The sequence below is a fragment of the cyanobacterium endosymbiont of Epithemia clementina EcSB genome (assembly GCF_029919255.1).
Taxonomy (GTDB): Bacteria; Cyanobacteriota; Cyanobacteriia; order Cyanobacteriales; family Microcystaceae; genus Rippkaea.
The window spans coordinates 2,323,907-2,348,784 of sequence record NZ_CP123991.1 but is presented as its reverse complement, the minus strand read 5'-3'; the positions used below and the strand labels follow the sequence as shown (position 1 = coordinate 2,348,784).

At 33.5% G+C, this 24,878-nt stretch carries 16 protein-coding genes, 1 tRNA gene and 1 pseudogene; 10 read left to right on the top strand and 8 right to left on the bottom strand.

The genetic code is table 11. The features are described 5' to 3' along the window. Nucleotides 1-1,153 precede the first annotated feature (1,153 nt). Nucleotides 1,154-2,332, top strand: a complete 1,179-nt coding sequence (locus P3F56_RS07850; RefSeq protein ID WP_281153767.1) for a tetratricopeptide repeat protein — start codon at nucleotides 1,154-1,156, stop codon at nucleotides 2,330-2,332. Nucleotides 2,333-3,270: 938 nt separating this feature from the next. On the opposite strand, the gene P3F56_RS07845 is transcribed toward P3F56_RS07850, so the two are convergent. Continuing rightward, a complete protein-coding gene (locus P3F56_RS07845) occupies nucleotides 3,271-4,068 on the bottom strand; it encodes a DUF1350 family protein (protein ID WP_281152335.1) in 798 nt (265 codons plus the stop codon). Nucleotides 4,069-4,327: 259 nt separating this feature from the next. Between P3F56_RS07845 and P3F56_RS07840 the strand changes: the two genes are divergently transcribed. Then, nucleotides 4,328-4,528 carry a cyclic pyranopterin monophosphate synthase MoaC gene (locus P3F56_RS07840; protein ID WP_281152334.1) on the top strand — a complete coding sequence of 67 codons (201 nt, stop codon included), beginning with the start codon at nucleotides 4,328-4,330 and terminating at the stop codon, nucleotides 4,526-4,528. A gap of 661 nt (nucleotides 4,529-5,189) precedes the next feature. Continuing rightward, nucleotides 5,190-5,498 carry a DUF3181 family protein gene (locus P3F56_RS07835; protein ID WP_281152333.1) on the top strand — a complete coding sequence of 103 codons (309 nt, stop codon included), beginning with the start codon at nucleotides 5,190-5,192 and terminating at the stop codon, nucleotides 5,496-5,498. A gap of 231 nt (nucleotides 5,499-5,729) precedes the next feature. Here the strand turns inward: P3F56_RS07835 and gloA are convergent, their stop codons facing one another. From gloA to P3F56_RS07820, 3 genes are all read right to left on the bottom strand, one after another. Beyond that, a complete protein-coding gene (gloA, locus tag P3F56_RS07830; protein WP_281152332.1) occupies nucleotides 5,730-6,161 on the bottom strand; it encodes a lactoylglutathione lyase in 432 nt (143 codons plus the stop codon). A 78-nt stretch (nucleotides 6,162-6,239) separates the two neighbouring features. Further along, entirely contained in the window at nucleotides 6,240-6,848 is a 609-nt protein-coding gene (gene pyrE / locus P3F56_RS07825; RefSeq protein ID WP_281152331.1) for an orotate phosphoribosyltransferase, read from the bottom strand. 538 nt (nucleotides 6,849-7,386) lie between these two features. Next, nucleotides 7,387-7,459: transfer RNA gene (locus P3F56_RS07820), tRNA-Ile, on the bottom strand. A 148-nt stretch (nucleotides 7,460-7,607) separates the two neighbouring features. Here P3F56_RS07820 and P3F56_RS07815 point away from each other — a divergent pair. Next, a complete protein-coding gene (locus P3F56_RS07815; RefSeq protein WP_281152330.1) occupies nucleotides 7,608-8,051 on the top strand; it encodes a hypothetical protein in 444 nt (147 codons plus the stop codon). 938 nt (nucleotides 8,052-8,989) lie between these two features. Here P3F56_RS07815 and recQ read toward each other — a convergent pair. Continuing rightward, entirely contained in the window at nucleotides 8,990-11,125 is a 2,136-nt protein-coding gene (gene recQ, locus P3F56_RS07810; RefSeq protein WP_281153766.1) for a DNA helicase RecQ, read from the bottom strand. Nucleotides 11,126-13,811: 2,686 nt separating this feature from the next. Here recQ and P3F56_RS07805 point away from each other — a divergent pair. The 6 genes and pseudogenes from P3F56_RS07805 to P3F56_RS10565 all read left to right on the top strand — a co-directional run. Further along, nucleotides 13,812-14,627 carry a glycosyltransferase family 2 protein gene (locus P3F56_RS07805; RefSeq protein WP_281152329.1) on the top strand — a complete coding sequence of 272 codons (816 nt, stop codon included), beginning with the start codon at nucleotides 13,812-13,814 and terminating at the stop codon, nucleotides 14,625-14,627. Nucleotides 14,628-15,355: 728 nt separating this feature from the next. Next, complete coding sequence (clpB, locus tag P3F56_RS07800; protein ID WP_281152328.1) at nucleotides 15,356-18,046, top strand: ATP-dependent chaperone ClpB; 2,691 nt, start codon at nucleotides 15,356-15,358, stop codon at nucleotides 18,044-18,046. A gap of 716 nt (nucleotides 18,047-18,762) precedes the next feature. After that, the gene (locus tag P3F56_RS07795; RefSeq protein ID WP_342637137.1) at nucleotides 18,763-18,912 is read left to right on the top strand and encodes a hypothetical protein; all 150 of its coding nucleotides are present in this window, start codon (nucleotides 18,763-18,765) and stop codon (nucleotides 18,910-18,912) included. A gap of 181 nt (nucleotides 18,913-19,093) precedes the next feature. Beyond that, the gene (locus P3F56_RS07790; protein ID WP_281152327.1) at nucleotides 19,094-19,216 is read left to right on the top strand and encodes a hypothetical protein; all 123 of its coding nucleotides are present in this window, start codon (nucleotides 19,094-19,096) and stop codon (nucleotides 19,214-19,216) included. A gap of 1,185 nt (nucleotides 19,217-20,401) precedes the next feature. Continuing rightward, a complete protein-coding gene (locus tag P3F56_RS07785) occupies nucleotides 20,402-20,545 on the top strand; it encodes a hypothetical protein (protein WP_281152326.1) in 144 nt (47 codons plus the stop codon). Between the two features lie 171 nt (nucleotides 20,546-20,716). Beyond that, a pseudogene (locus P3F56_RS10565) lies at nucleotides 20,717-21,677 on the top strand (pyruvate:ferredoxin (flavodoxin) oxidoreductase); the annotation flags it as partial. Nucleotides 21,678-21,868: 191 nt separating this feature from the next. Here P3F56_RS10565 and P3F56_RS07770 read toward each other — a convergent pair. From P3F56_RS07770 to P3F56_RS07760, 3 genes are read right to left on the bottom strand one after another with little or no spacing between them, the layout of a single operon-like run. Then, nucleotides 21,869-23,557: an NAD+ synthase gene (locus P3F56_RS07770; protein WP_281153764.1), complete on the bottom strand. Its 1,689-nt coding sequence runs from the start codon at nucleotides 23,555-23,557 to the stop codon at nucleotides 21,869-21,871. Nucleotides 23,558-23,574: 17 nt separating this feature from the next. Next, entirely contained in the window at nucleotides 23,575-24,300 is a 726-nt protein-coding gene (locus P3F56_RS07765) for an NUDIX hydrolase (RefSeq protein ID WP_281152323.1), read from the bottom strand. Beyond that, nucleotides 24,297-24,863 carry a nicotinate-nucleotide adenylyltransferase gene (locus P3F56_RS07760; protein ID WP_281152322.1) on the bottom strand — a complete coding sequence of 189 codons (567 nt, stop codon included), beginning with the start codon at nucleotides 24,861-24,863 and terminating at the stop codon, nucleotides 24,297-24,299. Before P3F56_RS07760 ends, P3F56_RS07765 begins: the two co-directional genes overlap by 4 nt. Nucleotides 24,864-24,878: the final 15 nt, after the last annotated feature.

Sequence of the window (24,878 nt, the reverse complement as noted above, 5' to 3'; positions counted from 1 at the left end):
ATTGAGACAACCATGATTTATCAAAATCATCACAATTTGGGAAGGAAGATACTTTTTAGATAAATTTTTTGCAAAATAATTGAATAGCATTTGGTCTATCAAACCAATATGGGTAGGTTTCTTATAAGAGGAATATTCCCTGACGCATTATTTACCAATTTAATAGCAATTCCACTGGGAAAAATAGAATCGACTACTAACAAAGTAGTAAATAAAAATCTTATCAAATTCTTAGATTTGAATGACTTCTAAAACCTCATGAGTAGAAAGAGTTCACAAAAGTTAAATGCTTTAAGAACCTAAATGCGATGGTTCCACTTTTATCGGAATTTTTCCTCAATGCAGGCTCTTCTTTGTTTAAAAGCTGGTTATGAGAATAAGTTAAATAATCATGTCGACGTTGCTATTTATCAGGATTAGATATAGCTAATAATTTAGCCATGGGGAGATAAACTCAGGTGGTAACCAGCGTAAATTTAGTAGTTAATTAAGCTTAATATTTATTTCGTTGTAATCAGCAAAATCTTCACAACTTTCTACTTCTCCGTACCACATCAACAACACTGCTACGCGGTCATCTGAAATTAAACTGGTCATGGAACGTCGATGTTGTCTTTAGGGAATCGCTACCATAACTCTAGCCTCGACTATATATAAAGCTTTCAATCTGATTTGTAATTGAGTAAGAGCTCAAACCCCTATGGTAAGTTAGATTTAAACTTAAAACTGTTACCAGCTTAATCTTCTCTATCGGGAGATAAACTGAAAATAATCTAGCAATATGGAAGACATTGGAAAATCTTAACTACGGTAAAGAGAAAAAAGAAAAAAAGGTATATATTCATAGAATATTAACACCTAAGACAAATTAGGCAATAAAACTTTATTAAAATTAATACTTATTGATATTAAAATTGAAGATAAGTGTAACAACCCAATAACGGAAAAATGACAAGAGAGGAAAATCTCAATTAAGTATGTAAATACTTTGCTAGACTTAGATAAATTTGTTCTGGATGGTACTCGACTAAAGGTTAATCGCGCTCGAGTTTATAATAAACAAATTGTCTTTTATAGAAAAGCCAAAATTAATCAGTTTCCCCAATATAAAATAGTTAAAAAATTAGGAGCTATGACAAAACTCAGTCTCTGCATGATTGTTAAAGATGAAGAAAAAAACTTAACTACATGTCTAGAAAGCGTTCAAGATATTGTAGACGAAATGGTGGTAATGGATACCGGGTCGACTGATCAAACAGTAGAAATTGCTCAAAAATTTGGGGCAAAAGTTCCTTTTTTTACATGGTGTAATAATTTTGCCATTGCTCGTAATGCAGCCCTTAGTCATGTTACTGGGGATTGGGTCTTGATTCTAGATGCTGACGAAGTATTTAACCCAAAAATTGCCTCTCAAGTTAGAGAAGCAATCGCTGATAAAAATAATTTAGTTATTAATTTAGTCCGTCATGAAATTGGTGCGTCTCAGTCTCCTTACTCTTTGGTATCCCGGTTATTTCGGAAGCATCCGGCAGTTGAATTTTCTCGTCCTTACCATGCCATTATTGACGACAGTGTTACTGAGTTATTAAAATGGGAATCTCAATGGAAAATTAGAGAACTTCCGGCAATAGCAGTGTTTCATTATGGTTATCATCCTGAAACTGTTGTTTTTTTAGATAAATATAAAAGGGCGCGACAAGCAATGGAAAGTTTTATAAAAGACCACCCCAATGATCCCTATATTTGTAGTAAACTTGGCGCACTTTATTTACATATAAACCAAGAAAAAGCAGGAATAAAATTACTAAAGCGAGCATTAAAATCCAATAAGGCTAATACTCATATTTTATTTGAGTTACATTACCATTTAGGTAATGCTTACACAAGGCAACAAGATAATGATAAAGCTATTAAACATTATCAAAAAGCTCTAGCTCAAGAAATAATGCCTCCCTTAAAATTAGGAGCTTACAATAATTTAGGTGTTGTTTTACAAGCTATGGGAAATTTAAAAAGTGCATCTAAAGCTTATGAAACAACTATACAAATAGATCCTAGTTTTATTACAGGATATTATAATTTTGCCATGATCCTTAATGCTATGGGTAAATTAGCCGATGCAGAAGTAATTTACGATAAGTTATTATCTTTAAGTCCAAATTACGCTGCTGCTTATCAGAATTTAGGGGTAGTTTTATTTAAATTAAAAAAAATACTTAAAAGTACAGAAGTATTTAGAAAAGCAGTTAGTCTTTACGAGGAGCAAAATTGTTATAAAGAAGCTGAGGAGTTGCGAAGTAAACTAAAAAAAATAGGGCTTTGGAAAGAATAAAACTCAGAAGATAATTATGGCTATTTTAGATTAGTTGTAATAAAATCTTAACAAGTAAAAGCTAAAAGTATTGCTTTGTAATGTTTCCAGAATGACAAAACTTGTACTTCTATAAAAATCAAGTTTTTGGTAGTTGTATAACATATTTTTAATCATAATAAAAGTCTTATAAGTTTTAGCCACTAATTTACTAGATTTAGTCTGAAATAGCTATAATTGTAGTATGTTCCAACAGTTTGTTATCTGTAAAATTCAGAAAAATAAATTCGATAATTTTTACTACTGTTTCCCATTATCTTCAGCTTTAACTCTTATCGCTAGAATTGTTCACTTTGGCAACTAAAATGGGACTAATACCATATGAATGGTATTTTTAAACTTCTTAATTTTTTGGGTAATATAAAAATTTTTAAAATGATCTTATTCTAATTCTAGTTTAAGACTCGAACATATCATTTTCATAGGATCAGTGACAAATTGAAGAGAATAGTGCAATAAAAAGCAGGATAAATGGGTTGTATCTTCACAAGAATAAGTAGAATCATCTTATGAATGTGAGTTCTCAGATTTATTTCCAAGAAAAGGGGTATTTACTGATTGAGTCTCATCGGGAACACCATGTGGACCATACTAGTATATTTGCCTTTTTTGTATTTGGTTAGCCTTTGTGGTCAACTCCGATCAGATTCATGCTCGAGTTATAAATCACTTCATTAATCAATCAAGTTTAGTGTTGGTTGTCTTAAGCCAAAGTGAGTAGATCTAAAGAAGTTTTATTTTAGTTCTTCGATGACTTAAAAGTTTCTTTTAAGCAAACTCTCCAATGACTGTGTATCCTCTTACTTTCTCAAACTTTAATTCGAGTAATTTTAACATTTACAGTTAATTAATAGCTAAATAATATTTCATATATTGCATAGCTTAATAAATATAAGATTTTATGGTAAATTTATAGTTTTTTTTAAAAATATTTGTTCAGGATTTAGCCAGTGTAAAATTTCCTGTTTCAGTTTACCTAAATCACTAGATGAATTACATTGTATCCATTGTACTACTGCATCTAAGGGAGAAAAAACATCTCCCGTTTGCCACTTAAGTTCTTGTCCTAAAGGGGTTAAATGGTTCCCAGAAAGAAGTAGTAAAGCAACCATATTTGAAAATTTTTCTTGTAGCACAGGGTTAAAGGTTAAGGTTTCATCAATATCATCTTTTTTAAATTTGATAAGTAGGTTGCGACGAATTTTATAATTTTTGGCAATAAGAATCTGAGTTTCCTCTGGGGAAGGGGTAAATTCTAAATTTAACGAATTGTCAATGTCGATCTGTTCGAGAAAGGGAATGGCACGACGCACGGGATAATTATTCAAAGAGATTAGAATATTCCCGGCTCTTTCAACTTCAAATAAACTCCCAATTAATAAATGGAGTTTACACCCCATACTGTGTCCCATGCCATAAATTGGTAAATAACGTTGTTTAAGGAAACTTTTGGTCTGGAGACGCTCTAAAATATTCTCAAAACGGTTAAGAACACTACGGGCGACTGCCAAGTGATCTAAAGTATTAACAAATGGAGTAGCGATTACAATACAACCTGACTTGCCTAACTCTTCCAATAGCCAACGATAGGTAAAATCAGGAGCAGTTCCGAAAAAAGCTCCCCCTAGAAAATGAATCACCATAATTGGATGAGAGGGAATCAAGACTGAATTCCCAGATATTTTTTGCCATTTCATCTTAATTCGCAGAGGAAACTCTTAAATAATCTCAAAATAAATACAAGTTCTCTCGTTAAATTTACTTGCTATTAATGACTATAATATATCAACTCTTAATTTTTCCTTTTTTCATCTTAATTATCAAGAAAAAACTCAATTTTCTCCCTATAATCAAGTGTCTACGTATGGATTATTCCAGAGTACTTTGACTGCTATTGAAGCAGGAATGCCCCCAAAGGAGCAGTTTTAATAACAGCTAACTTTATTCTTCTGTGTGATGCTCTTTTCCTGTATTGAGGTGACGTTAACTTTTGATAAAATACCACCAAGGTATCAAATTCGAGCCATCCTCATTACCAAAGCAGAAACCGGGGGAGAAATAACAACTCTCATTACCGTTTCTGTGGCTACTTTAACTATTAATCATATGACAAAAGTGTTAAAAAAATTATGTCAATCTAAAATATTAGATTTTTAAGTAAAATAGGCTGTAAATAAGGTTCTTATTTTTTATAAAAAAATATATAAATTGGTGACTAGTCTACTTTTAATGATAAAAAAATATATTTTATAGGGGTTATGCAGGATGTTAATCTTATAGTTAAGTGACTACTTACCCGCATTTATAAACTATGTTTTATAAACATTTAAAATAAAACCCTTACAAATTAATTTAGTTTCAAATAGTTGAAATAACAAGATTTTAATATATAAGTTTATTTAGATCTCATTATGAGATCTAAATAAACTTATAGTTGGTCTTTATTTAATTGCTTGTTGGAAATATTTTTGACGGTATTTCTATTTGTAATAGTATTTATCTATATCTGTATTTTTCTAAGAGCAAGGTGGAGTGGTTATGTTAATTTAACACTTGAAGTAGCTTTCCACAAATTTAGTAATCTTGGCATAGATATCGGTGTCAACCTCCTTTAGTGAATCAATGCAGATACTAATTGTTCTACAATGAACCAAGTTTCGCAAAGAGCAGAGTTTTTGACTTCTCTGTGGAGTTTATGTGAATTAACTTAATTAAACTTATCAATATATCCATTAACATGTACAGCGATATTAGCGATAATGTTGTCAGGTCATCTCACTTAATATCTAGGTGGTCGCTGTTCGTTCTGAAGAATCTTATGACTAATTTAACTACTACCCAAGCAATTGAAACCATCGCTGCCAAAATTGGTGAGAGCGTCTATATCGATATCACAAAATGGCATCTTTATCTTGCAGAAGCCCATCTCCATACCAAGGTGGCGGAAAAGGTCTATCCTCTCATAGAAAACCACGAATTAAGCGAAGAGAAAGTATTATCCATTCTTCGTGATATCAAGGTTCCTTTAGGAGGAGGAAAACTCGAAGTTTCTCTAATGGATTTATTACCGACCCAATGTCAGGAAACTTTAATAGATCTTCTTCAAGAACATCAACGTAATCAATAATCAAGTGTTTAATTATTTGTAAAACCTAAAAATCTTGTTTTTTACAATAGGAACTGTATTAATAATACAATTGAATCCAGTTGTGAAAACCCATTTAAAGAGAGAGGGTGGTCCGGAGAATAAAAACCGAGAGCTATAACGAAGATATAGAAAAAAAAGTATCCAGACAATAAGCAATGTCAGGAACTACCCCACCTTACGCAAAAATCCAAGACAATTTATCAATTGTGATTAAGGGTTAGCATCGCCTAGGGCGGCTTTTTTTTGGGTTGAACTGTGGGAACTTAATTGAATTAACTCGATCTTATAACCAGTGGGATCTTCAACAAAAGCAATCACTGTTGAACCATGTTTCATTGGTCCTGGTTTGCGGGTAATATTCCCTCCAAGTTCTCGGATTTTTTCACAGGTTTCATAGATATCATTAACCCCTAGGGCAATATGTCCGTAGGCATTTCCGAGCTCGTAGGAATCCACACCCCAATTATAGGTTAATTCAATGACTGTATTTTCAGACTCATCTCCATACCCTACAAAGGCTAAAGTGAATTTGCCGCCTGGATAATCTTTTTTGCGAAGTAATTTCATCCCTAAAATATCGCAATAGAACTTGATCGATTCGTCTAGGTTATTAACCCGCAGCATGGTGTGCAATATCCGCATGGGCAATTTATGCTCCTTTGGTTGATACTTCCTCATTTCTATCTTAACCGTGATATCGCACTGTTAACTATTGACTATTCACCATTGCTTTTCTTGATAAACTTTCTGAAGTTCTGTAATCGAAAAGATAGCTTTAAACTCCAATCCTTGGGACTCGCAACAAACAGCCCCTCCTTGTTCACGATCTACGAGAGCAATAATTCTATCAACTTTATAACCCACAGCTCGCAACCGTTCTACCGCCAGCATAGCAGATTTACCTGTCGTTACTACATCTTCTAAGACCACGACTTTAGCTCCATCTTCGAGGGTTGGCCCCTCAATATAAGTTTGTGTTCCGTGTCCTTTAGCCTCTTTACGGACGATTAGAGCAGGAATAGGACGGTTTTCATAGGCAGAAACCGTACTAACACTAGTAACAATGGGATCGGCTCCCAAAGTTAACCCCGCCACTCCCTGGGTATCTTCAGGCAGCATAGATAATAACAATCGACCAATCATCACAGCCCCCTCAGCCCTCAGAGTTACTTGTTTTCCATTGATATAGTAGGCACTTTTTTGTTGGGAGGATAACAAAAAATCACCTTCAGCGTAGGCATGATCAACGAATAATCTTAAAAGATATTGACGCAACACAGATAAATCAGCTATTCCGACACAAGAGGTATTGATAGAATTAGATTGCATAGAAAAAGCCTAAGGAAAAATTATCAACAATGATGTCTCTAGATCTGAAATGTTGCGACTTGAAAGCTAAACACTTAAATCCTTAGCTTGAACTTTCACTAGAATTAAGCTATGCCCTAGCTAAGATCTTTGACAACTAAATTACGGGTCAATATTTCATTGAACCATACTTTTGATAAAGTTAAAACCTCTCGACTGATTTTAAGTTTAATTTGAGGATTACCAAACAACCTCACAACAAATTTAGAGTATGGAACAATTACGGGATGCTTCTTTTCTTAACTGAAAAATATCAGGCGTTAAAAAAGGTAATTAAGGGTTAACGACAAAAAAAACTTTGAAACTGCGTACTGGGAAGCCTTGAGGTAGAAAATTGCATATTTTGTCACTTTTCCCCTGAATCTACCCAGTGCTGTTAATACCTAGATCCAGTATAACCTCTCTTAATCTATTCTATGAACTAATTATCTTTATGCTGGAATTAACATCGTAATGCAACAACCCCCCATTACTTCTCAGAAACTCGAAAGGGTTCAAGTCCAGGGTGCAGGAGTTGAACCTGCCTTGGGCAAATTATGAGTTTGCTGCCTCAACCGCTCGGCCAACCCTGGATGTCCCCCAGTTTATAAGAAGTCAACTGCTCGGTTGACTTGCCTATCGTTAGGGTATACCTTTATTATAGCTCGCACAGGGGTCCTGAGTCAGCGTTATTTAACGTTTTTCTTTCGTCTTTTTGATAGATTAACTCAATTATTGATTATGACAATCTCAATTGGTTCTACCATTAAATGGACTGTACTACTTTTGTTGGTTATGTCTGGAGTTAGTACAGTTAGTGCTTATATTGCTTATAAGGCTGGATATAAAGCCTTACAGGGAGTTGATCAACCAACAGCTAATCCAGCTAAAAAGTTAACAAAAGTTAAAAAATCATCAACTCGACCTACTGAATTTGAACCAGTCGACGAGAAAATGATCTTAATCAAGGTTTATGATCATATTCATGCTCAAGATAAAAAATCTAGTTCTGAGTTATCTTCAGAAAAAACTAAGAAAAAAAAATTTGAGAAGACTTCGCAGAATCAACCAGATTTCTCTCAATCTAAAAATGTATTAGTAGGCAATTTCCCTATTAAGATTGAAGATGGCGGGGTAATCTTGGAAGTTACTGAGTTTAATAATGAAAGGGCAATATCTTATTAAAAGTTAAAAGGTTTATACGATAATCTAGTGAGTTCTAATTATAAGAAGATTAACCTAAAACTTACTTCACAAATTCCTTCCAATCCCTCTTGGAGGTAATTTGTGAAGTAAGTTTTAAAAGTAGTGAAAATCTTCTAGCTAGAAGGCTAGGCGATAGTTATTTATTATAAAATGATTAATTATCGCCTGGTCTACTCTAAATTGAGGTTTAGTATTTATTTTCATAAATAGAAATTTTGGCAATCCTACTCGTCTTCATAAATTTTACCAGATACATCATATGGTTTTGTTAAAAGTCCAGAATGGAAGCAAAACAAATTGATAAAACTAGCATTTATTTGAATTTATAACCCTTAGTCTGAAAGTTTACCCATAAGCAGTTATGTAAGTTATTCATGGCTAATAAAGACATTGCGATGGGACGCAATTAAACAGGAGAAGTAACTGTTATGCTCCCAGTTGGTGATGAGAATGGAGCAAAAGAAGCGAATTATATTACCGAGTTAAATATCTGGAATCTTCAAATTTAGCTAGGTTAAGTCTTTAGTTATTCGATAGTTTTAAAGCTACTGAATGGAAATTATCACTCTCCTAATGTAGCCTGAGTAAAGCTAGAACATCATAGTAGTTAGACATCTAAACAGCAGAAAAATTTTCTCCTGTATCTTGACTTTATGATTGAACTCCATTCTAAAAGCGATCATTTTAAAGCCTTTATAAATAGAGAGGTAAGAACACCTTGCCAGTATCCTAAAGACAGGATTGCTGATCAATTTCTACTGTCAAAACGGCTGAGAGCTACTTATCCAATCGGAACCTAGATATCACGAGTCTTTTTGCTCTCCTTTTAAAGAAGAATCTACTGCCAGGACAAAATCTGGTAATCGAATAACATAAGTCAAGTAAAAATAGTTGATTCTTAGAATTATCTAAGAGTATCAAAGTTCTTGTTCCCTTCGATACCAAGCTCTAACTAATTTAATTTCATTGTAGCTGTAATTATCTCCTAAATATTTTTTAATAGAAGTTAAGGTGCCGTCCCCAATTTTCTTGATGGCTTGAATAATAATATCTTGTCTAACTGGAAGAATTAATTTATCGATATCTACTGGTTGTCTTGTTTCAATCAATTCCGAGAGGTGAGAGTAAATAGTACTTTCTTTCAACCCTCGCATCTTAGCGATTTCTGCCGTATCTAATCCCTGTTGGTATAGCTCTAAAGTAATCATATTACTTGAAGTTGGTAGAGTATTTGGATAAGCTTCTTCTCGAAGAAATGACATAATTTCTGATAAAAATTTTTCTCCGTATTGATTCTTTTTAAAGTCAGTTACCCCAGAAATTTTAGAAAATTCTTGCATGTTTTTAGGTTTTAATTGCGCCATTAATCTTAAACTTGAATCAGCAAAAATAACATATGGAGCTATATTATGGCTGTCCGCCAATTGTTTCCGTAAGTTTCTTAACTTCTCAAAGAGTAATTCAATTTTATTAACTTCAGATTTATTATATATTGGGGCTTCTAAGGCTATTTTTTTATCAACTGAAATCTTTACTTTTCTCTGTTTTTTTAAAACTTTCCAACTCTGTTTGTTAAGTTTTAATACAGGAAATCCATCGCTAGTTTCATCTAATAGATTTTGATGAATTAAAGACCGTCCAAGCATTTTCCATTCAGCTAAACTTTTATCTTTTCCAATACTATAAGTTGACAAAAGATGATGACCATATTGTTCAATTTTACGCTTTTTCGATCCCCGCAAGACATCAATAATATGATTCATGCCAAATTTTTCATTACAACGAACAACACAAGAAAGAAACTTTTGTGCTTCAATTGTCCAGTCTTCTATAGGTTTTGGGTTAAGACAATTATCACAGTTACCACAGTTTCCTAAAAATCTTTCCCCAAAATACTGTAAAACAATGGTGCGACGACAGTCAACGCCTTCAGCATAGTCTACTACTTGACGTAACTGCTGACGGGATACTTTTCGTTCTTGAGAAGAGGTTTTTTGATTAATTATATATTCAATTTTTTTGAGGTCAGATAAACTAAAAAACAAGGTACACTCTGCTGGTTCTCCATCTCTTCCTGCTCGTCCTGACTCTTGATAATAACCTTCTAAATTACGGGGTAGATCATAATGAATAACGAAGCGAACATCAGGTTTATCAATGCCCATTCCAAAGGCAATAGTTGCCACTATCACTTGTACATCATCTCGGATAAAACGGTTTTGATTTAACCGTCTTGTCTTATCATCCATTCCTGCATGATAGGGCAAAGCATCAATTCCATCGTTTTGTAAATGAAGGGCAATTTCATCTACTGAACGACGACTGAGACAATAGACAATTCCTGTCCCTTTTTGTCCACGAATATAGGTAAGTAATTTATTATAACTATGGCGTTCTTTAGGTTTTACATCGTAGTAAAGGTTAGGACGATTAAAACTGGAAATATGAATTCTTGGTTGTCTTAATCCTAACTGCTTGATGATATCTTCTTGTACCCGATTGGTTGCTGTTGCGGTTAAAGCAAACATAGGAACTTGAGAGTAACATTTACGAAGTTGTTTTAATTGTCGGTATTCAGGACGGAAATCATGTCCCCATTCAGACACACAATGAGCTTCATCAATTGCAAAGGCAGAAATTCCAATTTTTTGAGAAATAAAATCTAAAAAAGGGGTAAATTTTTCATTTAATAACCTTTCCGGGGCGATATACAGCAGTTTTATTTTCCCATGAACAATTGCTTGTTCACGAGACCGCATTTCTTGAGAACTAAGACTACTATTAAGAAAAGTTGCCCCAATGCCATTATCTAACAGAGTGTCTACTTGGTCTTGCATGAGAGCAATTAAGGGGGAGACTACCACACTTAAACCAGGTTTGAGTAAGGCAGGCAGTTGAAAACAAAGGGACTTTCCCCCCCCTGTGGGCATGATTACTAATAAGTCACGGTTTCGTAGAGCTTCTTCGACAATTTCTGCCTGTCCAGGGCGAAAACTATCATACCCAAAAAAATGTTTTAAGGACTGTCTGAGAGAGTTAGATTGATACATCATCATAGAAAGAATCGGAAGGAGTTACTATTGTTTCTCCCAACACTTCAAGTTAACAAGTTAATTTATCTAGAATGAGCTTTTTTTGTTCTATATTTTATTTATGATCTTTGATCATACTACCTTTAACTGTTACATTAAAGCTAATCTGAAATATCAAATCACCCTTTGTTAGTTAACGGTTGGCCTTAAAAAATAATCTAGTAGCGGTAGGAATGGTACCGGCTAAAAGAACAATTAACGCCCAAACTTGATTTTTTAAGTTTCTTTTACTTTTTCTAGTCACTTGTCTATTCCCTCGACTAAGAAAGTTGAGGTCATTACTTCCAGCTTAAAAGCTATTACATCTTTTTGGAGAGGTTTTCACTTGTGATTAACTTACTTTTAGTTTCTATCTAACTTATCTTTAATACACTTAAGAACTTCTGCGATTGAATAGACAACAGTAGTCGATTTACCCATGAGTTACACTCCTAATTAAATTTGTTGTTATACAAATCTATACAATCAAAAGGAGAGGGTGAATCTTATAAAAAAATATTTTTTAAATAAACTGATAAGATTTAGCAATAGCCATTTAATTTTCTAAATTAAGTCTTTAAGCACGCCATCATAGTAAAACTAATAAACCTAGATAGAAACCAAGAGTTAAGGAACGATTAATACTTGAAACTTTAATTAAATCTACTCTATTATTCCAATGTAATAAAGTACAAAGATTCATAATCTTACCCTAAAAATTATTTTTAATCAATGTATTTTTAAAATTAGTGATATCATATTACTTATCTAGAAAGGTGTAAACAACATTTTTAAAAGTAGCAATTGCCATAGTAAAGATTAAAATAAATAAGGTTAATTGCCAGACTACAGGAGAAATAAACTCTGTTGCTATTAATGCTTTATATAAAAGCAGAAAAGTTCTATTTTAATAAGAACTTACTGCACTATAAAAGACATAAAGCAGTTAATCTCTAAAAAATGCTTTGAACGCATAGAGGTAAAATATTAGTAATTGAAATAGTTATAAGTATGACTCCTATTGCTAACATTTTTTTAGAAATAGCAGTTAATTCTAAAACAATAACTTCTATAAAAAAGTGCCATTAATAAGACTAGTACTATAAAAAAACTAAAAAATATAGAATTTTTTTAAAAAAATAAAAAAATAAATGACCTATAATAAAAAATTTTAAATATGCTTAGTACTATACTACTAGTAAGTAGTTTCTTAAAAAATATTTTTCTGTTTAAAATCGACCTAAAATTAAAATAAGCACAAAGTTAAATCATTAATTAATAGTGCTACTACCATTCGTCGTTTAAAAATCAACTAATTTTTGATTTTTTGGCAAAATTTTCTTATATCACAAGTACTATTTAAATTATCAATATTATTTTTATTTATATAAATAATATTGACTTAAACGTAATTTATACTTGATCATGGTAGCAGTTACTACTGAGACTTTTACCTGTACCTAACGAAGTATCTGGGTGTAGTTGCTATTAGATTTATTTAAGTAAAATGGACAAGTATTGGCTAAAATGATTTAAATAGAAAAACAGCTTAACTCTAGGAGCATTTATCTTTTTTTAAAATTTATCTAAAGACAATTCTTTCTTTAGATAAATTAGTTTAATTAATTTTTTTTGAGATTTAGTTTGAGTTTGACTTAAAAGATTTTTTATTAAAGATAAAATATAGAGAAAATTATAGGAATAAAAGAAAGCAGTAGCTCCATATTAGAAGTTACTTTTATTCTTTTATTAAGTTTTAGTTTTATAGATATAAATCCAGATTGTAATTTTAACAAAATCTTTTATTACGCATATCACTTCTGTCAAAAAAATGAATATTACTGTCATCTTATTTATCAACTGGCAGCATTTATTGAATAAGAAAGTACTGTTATTGTTTGAGAACAGATGAAGTTATGATAACTTTTAAAAAAGTTCTTTCAAATCAAATTAAGTTAACTTAATTTGATTTGAAAGAACTATGTCATCAGTATCGCAATTCAATAAATTTAGTTTTTAAAGACTTAATTCAATTAATTTAACAATTAATGGAAAATTATGTAAAATAGCATCAGAAATGTAAACTACATTGGTTTATAAACTACTGCAGTAATTCATGAACTTTTAAATAAAATTCAGACAATAAAAATAACCATGAGCATGTTCTTTAATTGACGCAGTTAGTTAATAAAATGTTTAAAACTAGAAAATATATCGCTCAAATAGTTTTCATGAAAGATCTATTATTTAATAAAATAAATTGATTGCTGTCTATAAAAAAATAAAATAAAAATTAGTAAAGCTAGTGAATAAAAATCAACTTTACGTAACTTATGTTAATTTAAATTGTTTTGACCAAAACAAGTTTGCTATTCTGTGCAACTTCACAAGATTATCTAAATATAGATACCAATATCTGAGAAATCCTAGTATCTTTAGCTATTAAAATCTGACCTTGAAGAACTTCTCCCAACTATGATGACAATAGATATTAGTTGCGCTAATATCTAGCATTGAACTTTATCTATCAACTGTAATTGACTCATACCAAATTTTTATAAGCCTTGCAATAACTAGAAACAAACTTGTGTAAGCAAGGAGAAAAAAAGAGTAAAGTTAGGTCAATAAACAAAATAAACCATTGAAAGGGTGTTTGAGGAGATCTCTTATGAAACTGTCGATTGTTATTCCTGTTTACAATGAAATCCATACTATAGAAAGTGCTTTGACCAAAGTAGCTCAAGCACTTCCAGCAATTTCTAAAGAAATTGTTCTAGTTGATGATGGATCGACTGATGGAACCAGAGAATGGTTAGTACAAACCTTTGGACAAGTAAGTAGCCAAATGGTGAAAATTAAACTTGATAGTAATCAGCAATTAATAGTTCAAGAGGAAATCGAATGCGAAACTCATCATCCTCAATCAGAAGTAGCAGCTTCTGAGTCTTTGTCTGTCGGTGTTCAAGTTATCTTCCATAAACGCAATCAAGGTAAGGGGGCTGCCTTACGAACAGGGTTTAAAGCTGCCACAGGAGAAGTCATTCTGATTCAAGATGCCGACTTGGAATATGATCCCCAGGACTGGAAACGGATGTGGCGATTAATTGAGGAAGGGTGGGCTGATGTGGTTTATGGATCCCGTTTTTATGGTGAACCCCATCGGGTTTTATATTTTCATCACCTCTTAGGTAATCAGGTTATTTCTAACTTTATTAATTTACTTTGCAACACAACTTTAACAGATATTGAAGTTTGTACAAAAATGTTCCGAAGGGAAGTGTTGGATGATATAAAATTGACTTGTAATGACTTCGGTTTTGAAGTAGAATTCACCGTCAAAGTAGCTAAGTCTCGCCGTCGTTGGCGTTTATATGAAGCAGGAGTTTCCTATTATGGGCGATCTTATGCTGAAGGTAAAAAAATTAATTGGACGGATGGGGTAAAAGCCCTCTGGTACACTATCAGATTTTGGGCAACAACTTAAAGGAGATAGAAATTTAAGAATTGGTAAACTGACACAGCTAAAATAGTGCATATGGTGCATAAAACTCTAAGTTAGTAGCAAGCAAGCTTCGGCTTAGGTGTATTAACAGAGCTAAGACCTTGCTACTAACTAAATGTTTTGGCTATGTCAAACTAGCAGGAGAGTTAGAGAAATTTTATCAATGGGACAGGAACTAAGATAATGAAAAATTATGAAAGTTGATTTATGTTGTGAAGAAAATTTTGCCAAAAAAATTTGTTGATCTTCATTACTCGTTTGATAAAGTTTTATATGCAAAAAGATGTACTAAGTAACTAAAAATTGTTTGAGAACATAACAGACTTTAGAGAAATTAGAACAATTACGTCGTTGTCTACCTGATGCTATTAAAATAGTTTATCAAAAAGCGAGACTGCTTACAATTAAAGAAAGAAAATGGACCCATGATAGAAAAGTTATTAAGTAAAAATAATCAGAAGATTCTAATTATTTTCCAGACGGATAGTCAAAAATTTGTTTAATGAAGATTGATATCCTATTGGTTAGGTTTGATGAGAATCCAATTTAACTACATCCTTAATGAAACTTGACAAGAGCGGAAATTTAGGATAATCCTCTTGCCTACCGCTCATTATACTACCGATTAAAATAAGGGTATTGGGATAAGTTGAAACCGTATTGTCATCAACTTTTGCCTTTTGCCTTACCCGCAGGGAATTAAGCCAATAATGCAGCCAACTGATTCAAGTAAGTTTACAGAACAAGCCTGGGACGCGATCGTCAAATCGCAAGACGTAGCCCGGCGTTTTAAAAATCAAACCTTAGAAGTCGAACACGTTATTTTAGCCCTGTTAGAGCAGGAAAAAGGTTTAGCTATTCGTATTTTAGAAAGAGCTAATCTAGACGTCCTCCGATTACGACAACAGTTAGAAGTTTTTAGCAACCGTCAATCTAAATTAATCACTGTCGATCAACTTTACTTAGGACAGGGCTTAGATTTGATGTTAGATCGCGCTGAGGCTTCTCGTGGAAGTTGGCAAGATAAATATATTTCGGTTGAACATCTGTTGATGGGGTTTGCTGAAGATGAACGCATTGGACGGCGTTGCTTGAAGAGTTTTCAATTTGACCCCCAAGACTTAGAAAAAGAGATAAGAGCGCTTCGGGGGTCACAAAAAGTTACCGAACCTAACCAAGAAGATAATTATGAAGCTCTAGTAAAGTATGGACGAGATCTTACCGAACAAGCAAAAAAAGGAAAACTTGACCCTGTAATTGGCCGAGATGAAGAAATTCGTCGTGTAATTCAGGTTCTTTCCCGTCGATCAAAAAATAACCCTGTCTTAATTGGAGAACCAGGAGTCGGAAAAACTGCGATTGCTGAAGGGTTGGCCCAACGTATCATTAACGGGGACGTTCCTGAGTCTCTCAAAAATCGTAAATTAATCTCTCTAGACATGGGGAGTCTCATCGCTGGGGCAAAATATCGAGGGGAATTTGAAGAACGTCTACGAACCGTAATGCGAGAAGTCACTCAATCTGGGGGAGAAATTATTCTCTTTATCGATGAACTTCATACCGTTGTCGGGGCAGGTTCTCGTGAAGGAGGAGGCATGGATGCAGGCAACCTCTTAAAACCCATGTTAGCCCGCGGAGAATTACGCTGCATCGGTGCAACAACTCTTGATGAGTATCGGAAGCATATTGAACAAGATCTTGCGCTAGAACGGCGTTTCCAGCAAGTGTATGTCAAACAACCGAGTGTGGAGGATACTATCTCCATTCTAAGGGGACTCAAAGAACGCTATGAAGTCCATCATGGGGTCAAAATTACTGACTCAGCATTAGTGGCTGCAGCCACTCTTTCCCATCGTTACATTACTGGTCGCTTTTTACCCGACAAAGCCATTGATCTTGTAGATGAAGCCGCAGCTAAGTTAAAAATGGAGATCACCTCCAAACCTGTTGAACTAGAAGATGTTGATCGCCGTTTAATGCAGTTACAAATGGAAAAACTTTCCTTAGAGGGAGAAGAACAACGAGGAATGTTAATCATTGATCGCGCTTCCAAAGAACGCTTAGAAGGCATTCAAAAAGAAATAAAAAATTTAGAATCTACTCACGAACAACTCGCGTCCCAATGGCAGTCAGAAAAGCAGATACTTGATGATATTAATACTCTCAAAGAAGAGGAAGAACAGCTACGTCTTCAAGTTGAACAAGCAGAAAGGGCTTACGAACTGAACAAAGCCGCCCAACTAAAATACGGTAAACTAGAAGTGGTTCAACGGCAACGGGAAGCCAAAGAAACCCAACTTCTTGATATTCAAGCGCAGGGCAAAACTTTACTCCGAGAACAAGTCTCCGACTCTGATATTGCTGAAATTGTAGCCGGATGGACAGGTATTCCTACCAATCGTTTGTTAGCGACAGAACGTCAAAAACTTCTTAAACTTGAAGGACATTTACACGAAAAAGTTATTGGACAACAAGAAGCTGTAGCCGCTGTTGCTGCCGCTATTCGCCGTGCTAGAGCTGGAATGAAAGATACTTCCCGTCCTATTGGTTCATTCTTGTTTATGGGTCCTACGGGGGTGGGTAAAACTGAATTAGCTAGGGCATTAGCCGCTTTTCTCTTCGACTCAGAAGAGGCAATGGTTCGCATCGATATGTCTGAGTATATGGAAAAACAGGCTGTCTCTCGATTGGTAGGGGCACCCCCTGGATATGTGGGGTATGAGAAAGGGGGACAATTGTCTGAAGCAGTCCGTCGCCGTCCCTATTGTGTAGTGTTGTTGGATGAAGTAGAAAAAGCCCATTTAGATGTCTTTAATGTTCTCTTGCAAGTCCTCGATGATGGACGTATTACTGATTCCCAAGGACGAGTGGTAGATTTCCGTAACGCTATTATTGTAATGACTAGTAACATAGGAAGTAACCACATACTCAACCTTACACAGGGTGACACAGATTATGAGGAAATGCGTAAACAGGTTTTGCAATCATTGCGTAAACATTTCCGTCCCGAATTTCTGAACCGTATCGATGATCTGATTATTTTTCATACTCTTAAGAAAACAGAGTTACGGCAGATTGTGCGTCTGCAAATCAAACGAATTGAAAAATTACTTAAAGAACAAAAAATTAGGATAAAGTTAACTGACTCAGCTCTAGACCATATTGTTAATTCTGGTTATGATCCAGTCTATGGAGCGCGTCCTTTAAAACGGGCTATTCAACGAGAATTAGAGAACCCCATGGCGACAAAAATACTAGAAAATAGATTTGTTTGTGGTGATCAAGTCATCGTCGATTGTCATAATAATAACTTAGAATTTCGTAAAAAACAATCAGAAGAAGATATTGTTACAGTCGAACCTGAAGTCATTTTTCCTAAGAGTTCTCAAACAGTTTTGTAGAAATAGTTTTTTCGAAAAAAGGAAGATAGAACTTGTAGAATTATTAGGCTATGCTAAACAATATAGTAACCTAGCGGTTGCCTAGGACATTCTAAACTATTGTTTCAATGCAACAGGAAACAGAAAAACATTCTAACTGTTTTGGCTATTACTCTAAATGATAGAAAAAATTTAGATGACTCTAATTTAATTTTTTAAAAAAATTACGTTTAGGGTTGGTAAGGATAGTCGTAGACTGGTTATGCCAATTTATTCTCTAAGAATTGTCTGTATCTTTTGCTGAAAGTCGTTGAAAAACTATTTTTCTTTTTTATGATTGTTTATGTATGTTTTAATCTTTATTAAACTAAACGTCTTAAAAAAAGATAATAAATTCTCTAAACTCTTTGATTATGTTAGAGCATAAGGATAGAGGCATAATTACTGAAGTCCCGATTTATGAAAACATGAGGGACTTCAGTTCTAAAGGGCTTGCCGCAAGCTTTAAATTAATTTAATAATAAATTCTCCTTCAAGTTCTTTAACTTACCTTCAAAGGGGTGGTTATTTTTACTGATAACTCATAAAGTATCACTTATTCATCACAGAAATTTTTTCCTCTAATCAACTGATTGTCGGACTTAGAGAACAAGCACGAGAACACTATAAACACTCAAATCTATACGACTTTCGATGGAAACTGAGCGGTCACTAAAGTTATTTATTACTTCAACGAAGTGCTCTCCACCTATCCCATTATACCCTGCTCACCTAGGGGGGAATTAGCAGATACTTGGGCTTCTCAAGGAGAATTAAACTTCCGGGTAACTGTACCTTCTGTTGCCGAAATGCAAAGCAAGGGATGTGTAGTAGGAGTTATTAATTGAGCGTTGTAAACGGGGCGTTAACAATCAATTTACTGCTTTCCAGAGCTTATTATTGATAGATTTCTAACCTCTGCAAAATAGCAGGGGAATTCACGTCAATGATACATTATATCACAGCGCGATCTCTGGCTACCTAAGCGTTATTTATTTTTGGCGATTTTATCGATTACATTATAGTGAGATGATAGCTACCTGTGGGACCGGGGTTGCGTTGTTAAGTTCTGTATCTATGCAAGAAGTGCAATATTTAGTTTTTACCGGAACAGTAGCTAGTTTTGAAGCGTATGTTCCTAATAATATTTAGATAGGTTTCGGACTTCTTATGAAGTGCAGAAGGTGTAGTTATTAGAGGATAGTTTCTTGCGATCACTGATTAAAGATAAATAGATGATTGCCTACCGTGAACGAGCGTTAATTCCTGATAGCCAGATTAGTAGAAAAACTGCTTAAAACTTTGGTATTTACTTCTAATTGAGAGAAAATAACCGATTTTATGATAACCATCTCAAAATTATACAAAAATCAATGGATAAATTTACTTAATTAAACAAAAATATTATTTGTTTGACTATCAGGTAGTCCTGAAGCAGAAAAAGTTATTATTTTGATGGGTTCTAGTGCTAAAACCGCTCATGAAACAGTAGATTATTTATTAAATCTAGGAGAAATAGTTGTGGTTTTCAAAACCAGGTCATATCGTCTATTTAAAGCAACAAAACTCATTGAAATATTGCCAAGAACAGTACAAAAAAGCAATATTAGACCGAGCTAAAAACCCTATATCGGTTGGAGAGCTTTTCTATTTAGATGTTGTTACTTCAGTTCAATAAAGACTATGTGTATCAGATGATAATATCAAATTTAAAATTTTGAATTTTAAAAGAGTTCTTGAAAGACGTTATGAACTCTTTTGTTAAGAAATTAACTTCATATTAAATATTATGAATAATGGCTCTACTTTTGTTAGCAAAGATAATTAGAGTTACAATTTTCCGTATTTTTTTGCTGAAAATTGCTCTGTTATCAGAGTAATTTTCTATGGTTTAGGCTCAGATTTAAATGTAGGTAATCTAAAAAATAGATTAAAATTATTTGGTAATTAACTAAAAAATACGCTTAAAAATACTTTATTTATAACTTGAATTAGATCTGATTTTATAACAGCTTTATTTTTTTATATAACTTTTTATAAAATTTGCTAAAATAACTTAGTTAATAACGCTAACTCTGTCACGTTTAATAAAATAAATTTATTTATAAAATAAAATGTTTATAACTAGCAATTGACAGCTTAATATTTAAGCTAAACAGTTCCTATAGATTTGGATAAAATATAGTATTATTTTTCTCGTACTGTTCAAGAACAAAATATCAATAAGCGACTGAAAGTTTATACCATCAACACTCTTGATAAGAAGCTATCGAGCAAATTAAAACATACATCTGCAAAACTTACGGTAAAAAAGGCGAATAAATTGTACAAATGAATATGAAACCGGTTGACTCGGCGTTAGATCATTTTCATCAAGCAACCAACATTGAACATCCGATCTCCAATATCACACTTGCATTTACCTATGATGTATTAGAAAAAATAATAGCAAAATGGGAACCCCGCAAGGTTATCCAATAAATACTTGTATAGGACCTCATTGTTTGTATTCAATATAATGAATGTGTCTTAGTGTGTCCTTATGCAGTCATTTGGTTTAAAGTGTATGAAAAACAAGCATTGACCAATGTGCTCAAATGTACTGAAAACCTTTAACACTACTTATACAGAGGATTTAGACTAAAAAAAACTGGATTAAAATTTACGCTCCAAGTCGTTACGGATGACTGTACCGTGTGTATTCTGCAAAAAATAAATCTAAATCCAAGTTAAAAACAATAAATATGGCTCATCAATTACTAATACAGGAGCACGCTCGAAATACGTTAAAACTCAACAAAATTAGTCATCAACAGATGCAAGAACCCTTGTTTGAGTTTTCGGGTGCTTGTGCAGGATGTGGAGGAACTCCTTATATGAAATTAGCCACCCAATTATTCGGTAATAGCATGGTAGTCGTCATAAATGCGACCAGATGTTCTTGCATCCACAGGGATAATTTACCAACTACTCCTTGAAATCATAACTAGGAAGGACGCGGACCTGCATAGTCTAATTTTTTATTTAAAGATAATGCCGAATTTGAACTAAGCTTTCGTGTCTCCATTGATAGACAAAGAGAATTTGCCTCTGAGTTAGTTAAAAGTCTTACAGGTGAAATAGGAGAAAGTTTAGCAACCGACATTTTAAATGCACAGCAAACTTACGAAGCAGATATCGTTAAACAACGAGAACAAATTTCTATCTTGAAGCAATGGCTAACCCAGTTAAAGCAGAGTAACTTAGATAAGACGATGCAGCAATAAATGATTATGTTATTGTCTATCATAGACTATTTGGTTAAAAAGAGTGTTTGGATTATAGGCAGTATTTGGGCTTATAATATTAGCTACGGTGGGTTAGACTATGTGTTAGCCAGTGGTCAAAACGTTAACATTCTAGTCATAGATATGAAGGTTTATTCTAAACATACATGGAGGGATAAGTGTCTAAGGCTACCCCTTGGGCGGCGGTGGCTAAATTGTGGCAAGAAGAAAACTCTCACCTAAGTAAAGACTTAGGGTTAATGGCTACGACTTATAATAAAATTCATATGGCGAGTGTCGTTATGGATGTGAAAAATGAATATAGTATCAAGGCATTCTTAGAAGCATAAGCAAAAAAAATATGTTAACAATAGCGCATTATCAAGATAGTTAATCAAACAAAAAGAATTGCAAGGTTGATATTTATAGTTCTCGAAAAGACGTTAACTTTTTAGATAACCCAATAACTATAGGTCATAGTTAGATTCTCTCTAAATTTATCTCAAACACAATAGAAGGATTGTATTCTTAGCTAGAATCAATCAATTCTCCAACGATTTGCAATAGGCATTTTCCAACCTGTTCCAAATGCTCTATCAGTTACTCTTAATCCTGGGGAAGCCTGTTTTCGTTTAAATTCAGCACGGGTAACTAATTTTATTACTTTATCGGTAGTGGCTAAATCAAATCCTGCTTCATTAATTTGACTAACTGATTGATGGCGATAAATTAATCGCTCTAAAATTTCATCAAGTACCTCATAAGAGGGTAAAGAGTCTTGATCGGTTTGATTAGGTTTTAATTCCGCACTAGGGGATTTAATTAAAATATTATGGGGTATGATTTCTTTATCACAATTTAGCCAACGACAAAGGGAAAATACACGGGTTTTAGGCACATCTGAAATAACAGCTAACCCTCCATTCATATCACCATACAAGGTGCAATAACCCACCGCCATTTCTGATTTATTCCCAGTAGATAGTAGAAGATGACCAAATTTATTGGCAATAGCCATCAATAAATTACCCCGAATGCGAGATTGAATATTCTCTTCAGCAATACCAAATTCTGTGCCCTTAAATAAGGGGTCTAATAGAATCTTATAAGACTTCATAACATCCCCAATAGGTAACTTATGACTGTTAATACCTAAATTTTTAACTAAAGCTTCAGCATCAATAATAGAATGGGGAGAACTATAAGGGGATGGCATAAGTAATGCTAATACATTTTCTTTCCCTAACGCTTCTGTAGCAATCGCAGCAACTAACGCAGAGTCAATTCCCCCACTTAACCCTAAAACAACCTGAGAAAAACCACATTTTCTCACATAGTCTTTAACCCCTAAAACTAAAGCTAGCCAAATTTCTTCTTCCTCTATTTTTATTTCATCATTTTTTCTTGATAAAGAAAGATCTTTATCTTGGATTTTGAAATTAATAAAATCAATATTTTCCTCAAATGCTTTTAATCGCAAGACAATTTCACTATTTTTGTTTACAGCAAAACTATTTCCATCAAAAATTAGGTCATCATTTCCACCAATTTGATTAACATAAATAATAGGAATATTATAGTATTTACTGCTATATTTTATCATCTTTTCTCTTACCTTTTGCTTGCCGATACTATAGGGAGAAGCAGATAAATTTAGAATAAAATCAACCCCAATTTTAAGCAAATCCTCTAGTGGATTATGCTCGTAATATTTATTTCCCCAAAACTTTTCATCATTCCATAAATCTTCACATATTGTAATTCCAATTTTTAAAGGAGTAGATGACTCGGAATCAGGGAATAATTCAAAATAATTACTTTGTCGTCCCGGTTCAAAATAGCGATCTTCATCAAAAACATCATACGTCGGTAAAAGCCTCTTATGAAATATCTTTTTTACCTGACTATTTTCTAACCAAGCAATACTATTAAAAAGAGGTTTTTCTCCTTTAAGATAAGCATCAGGATTAGAAGTAACTGTTCCTACTAAAATAGCTAATTGAGAGGGGGACTTCTCAGCTAAATTTTGTAATTCAATGGAAAGGGACTTAATGAAACTAGGATCGAGGAGTAAATCACGTGGAGGATAGCCACATAAAGACAATTCAGGGGTTAGTAAAAGCCTAGCATTTTTATGAGCGGCAAATCGAGCTGCTTCTACAATTTTTTTGGCGTTATTGGCTAGATCTCCAATAGTTGGATTAAGTTGAGCAATGGCAATTTTCATCATCAATCTTATTGAATTTAAACAAATACAAAAGGTTTATCTTTAAAGGGGGCAAATGCTTCAGCATCGAAGCGGTATAAACTGGCAGGTCTTCCTGCACCTCTAGAGACTTTTTTTTCAGTATCTATCAGAAAACCTAATTTTAACAACCGAGATCTAAAATTAGAATAATCAGCAAAATTTTCTCCTAAAATAGTTGTATAAACTTGATAAAGATCATTTAAAGTAAATAAATCTGGTAAAATCTCAAAAGCAATAGGACTATATTCAAATTTATTGCGTAATCGTTGATAACCATAATTTATAATTTGATTATGATTAAAAACTAATTGAGGAACCTTTTGAATCATACACCAAGTAGTTAAATTGTAATTATTAATGCTTAAAAGTTCTGCCTCCTCAAAACGAACTAAAGCAAAATAGCTGACAGAAAGATAGCGGGTGCTAAAACTATCAAGAGATACTATTGGATCTTGATTTTGTCTTTCAAAGGTGTATAATTGTTCTAGATATAGATTATTAACTCTAATTTTTTCAGACAATATTCTTTGGGAAGCCTCTTCTAAAGATTCCCTACTTTTGACTAAAGTTCTAGGTAAACTCCATTGATTATTAAAGAGTTTTTTCTGGCGTTTAACCAATAGAACTAAGAGTTTATGATGGTGAGAATCGACGGAGAAAATCACATTATTTACTCCGACTTTAAAAGCGGCTAAAATAAGTCTATTTTTCTCTAAATTCATCGGTATAATTGCTCTTGACAAATATATTCTTGAATGGTTTGAATCAATACACTTTGATTCTGGGTTTCTCGATAAGCAGTAGAAGAAACAGCAGGGGCGTTGAGATCAGCGATCTGATAGTTTCCTCCTAATTTCTTTAAAGCTATTAAATCCTTTTGAGCAAGGTCGTATCCAGAACGAGGGACAATTAAAAGATTGACTTGATCTAGTAAATCTTCAATATGATACCAACGACGAATTTGATTAACTAAATCAGACCCGATTACCAAACTATAATCAGGTTTGTTGCCCCAAATTTCCTTAGCTTTAGCTAAACTTATTAAACTACATCGATGACTTAATTTCTCACTAAGATAAATATTGTTTCTTGGGAGATTGATATCATCAATTAATAACTTCAACATTGCCATACGATGGGACCAAGAAGTTTGATGAGTTTTAAAGGGATTATCTGAAGTCCAAACCCCAACCCAATCATAGTGAGTGGATAACCAACGGAGAATTGATTGATGTCCGGCGGTAGGAGGATCAGCACTGGTTCCAAACAAAGCAATTTTTGTCATATGATTAATAATTAA

Coding starts and splice junctions, on each gene's coding strand:
- gloA (WP_281152332.1), bottom strand. CDS start 6,161: ATGCGGATATTGCACACCATGCTGCGGGTTAATAACCTAGACGAATCG.
- P3F56_RS07770 (WP_281153764.1), bottom strand. CDS start 23,557: ATGAAAATTGCCATTGCTCAACTTAATCCAACTATTGGAGATCTAGCC.
- recQ (WP_281153766.1), bottom strand. CDS start 11,125: ATGATGTATCAATCTAACTCTCTCAGACAGTCCTTAAAACATTTTTTT.
- clpB (WP_281152328.1), top strand. CDS start 15,356: ATGCAGCCAACTGATTCAAGTAAGTTTACAGAACAAGCCTGGGACGCG.
- P3F56_RS07840 (WP_281152334.1), top strand. CDS start 4,328: ATGCTCTTTTCCTGTATTGAGGTGACGTTAACTTTTGATAAAATACCA.
- P3F56_RS07790 (WP_281152327.1), top strand. CDS start 19,094: ATGATAGCTACCTGTGGGACCGGGGTTGCGTTGTTAAGTTCTGTATCT.
- pyrE (WP_281152331.1), bottom strand. CDS start 6,848: ATGCAATCTAATTCTATCAATACCTCTTGTGTCGGAATAGCTGATTTA.
- P3F56_RS07850 (WP_281153767.1), top strand. CDS start 1,154: ATGATTGTTAAAGATGAAGAAAAAAACTTAACTACATGTCTAGAAAGC.
- P3F56_RS07785 (WP_281152326.1), top strand. CDS start 20,402: ATGAAACCGGTTGACTCGGCGTTAGATCATTTTCATCAAGCAACCAAC.
- P3F56_RS07835 (WP_281152333.1), top strand. CDS start 5,190: ATGACTAATTTAACTACTACCCAAGCAATTGAAACCATCGCTGCCAAA.
- P3F56_RS07845 (WP_281152335.1), bottom strand. CDS start 4,068: ATGAAATGGCAAAAAATATCTGGGAATTCAGTCTTGATTCCCTCTCAT.
- P3F56_RS07765 (WP_281152323.1), bottom strand. CDS start 24,300: ATGAATTTAGAGAAAAATAGACTTATTTTAGCCGCTTTTAAAGTCGGA.
- P3F56_RS07760 (WP_281152322.1), bottom strand. CDS start 24,863: ATGACAAAAATTGCTTTGTTTGGAACCAGTGCTGATCCTCCTACCGCC.
- P3F56_RS07815 (WP_281152330.1), top strand. CDS start 7,608: ATGACAATCTCAATTGGTTCTACCATTAAATGGACTGTACTACTTTTG.
- P3F56_RS07805 (WP_281152329.1), top strand. CDS start 13,812: ATGAAACTGTCGATTGTTATTCCTGTTTACAATGAAATCCATACTATA.